The 908-nt window shown below is 49.3% G+C and carries 1 protein-coding gene and 1 pseudogene; both read right to left on the bottom strand.

Annotation, left to right across the window (positions count from 1 at the left end; all coding sequences use genetic code 11):
• The coding region (locus PPA03S_RS31995; protein ID WP_062330058.1) for a carbohydrate ABC transporter permease at positions 1–643 on the bottom strand (643 nt) is incomplete at its 3' end.
• Positions 644–654: 11 nt separating this feature from the next.
• Positions 655–908, bottom strand: a pseudogene (locus tag PPA03S_RS33540) (sugar ABC transporter permease); the annotation flags it as partial.

Raw genomic sequence — 908 nt, 5'->3', positions numbered from 1 at the left:
ATAACCATTCATTCCATTCGCCTACCACGGTGAACAGACCCACGGTCGCCATGACGGGCAGCGATAAGGGCATCATCACTCTTAGATACACTTTCCAGTGCCCGGCACCGTCGATAAAAGCAGCTTCTTCCAGCTCTTTCGGCAATGCCTTGAAAAAATTCATAATCAGGATGATGTTAAAGACATTGACCATCGTCGGCAGGATCAGCGCCCATATCGAGTTATACAGACCGATTTTGGTCACTACCAGATACGTCGGGATCATCCCCCCGTTGAACAGCAAGGCTACAATAAAAAATCCGACAAACCATTTGTAGCCCGCAATCCCGTTTCGTCCTCCGCCTTTGGAGAGCACATAGGCTGCCATACTGGTCACCAGCAGTCCCAGCGTGACACTTAACAAGGTCCGCTCCACCGAGATCCAGAGGGAACGAAGTAACTGGGTATCTTCCAGTGCCTTGCTGTAGGAACCCAAGTTCAAACCAATCGGCCAGAACGTCACTTTATTGGCGGATACGGCTGCACTGGAACTTAAAGATACAGACAACACATGCAGAAAGGGCAGGATGCACATCACGGCCAGCATGATCATGACCAGATTGTTGATGAGTTGAAATGTACTGAATTTGGCTGTTGTACGCATAGGTCCACTCCTTAGAAAATCTTGTATCCTGCAACTTTGTAAGCGATCCGGTATCCCACTAGAATCAGGATCAGGCCCACCACAGACTTGAATAATCCGATGGCTGTACCGAAACTGTAGTTCCCACCGATCAAGCCAATGCGGTACACAAAGGTATCGATGATATCGCCGCTTTCGTAGACCAGCGGATTGTACAAGTTGAAGATCTGGTCAAAGCCTGCATTGAGCACGCCGCCCAGAGAGATCGTCAGCATGACACAGATGG

Source organism: Paenibacillus pabuli NBRC 13638, from assembly GCF_001514495.1.
In the GTDB taxonomy this organism is placed as follows: Bacteria; Bacillota; Bacilli; order Paenibacillales; family Paenibacillaceae; genus Paenibacillus; species Paenibacillus pabuli.
Note: the sequence above shows the minus strand (reverse complement) of the source record. Positions and strands in the feature narration are given on the sequence as shown.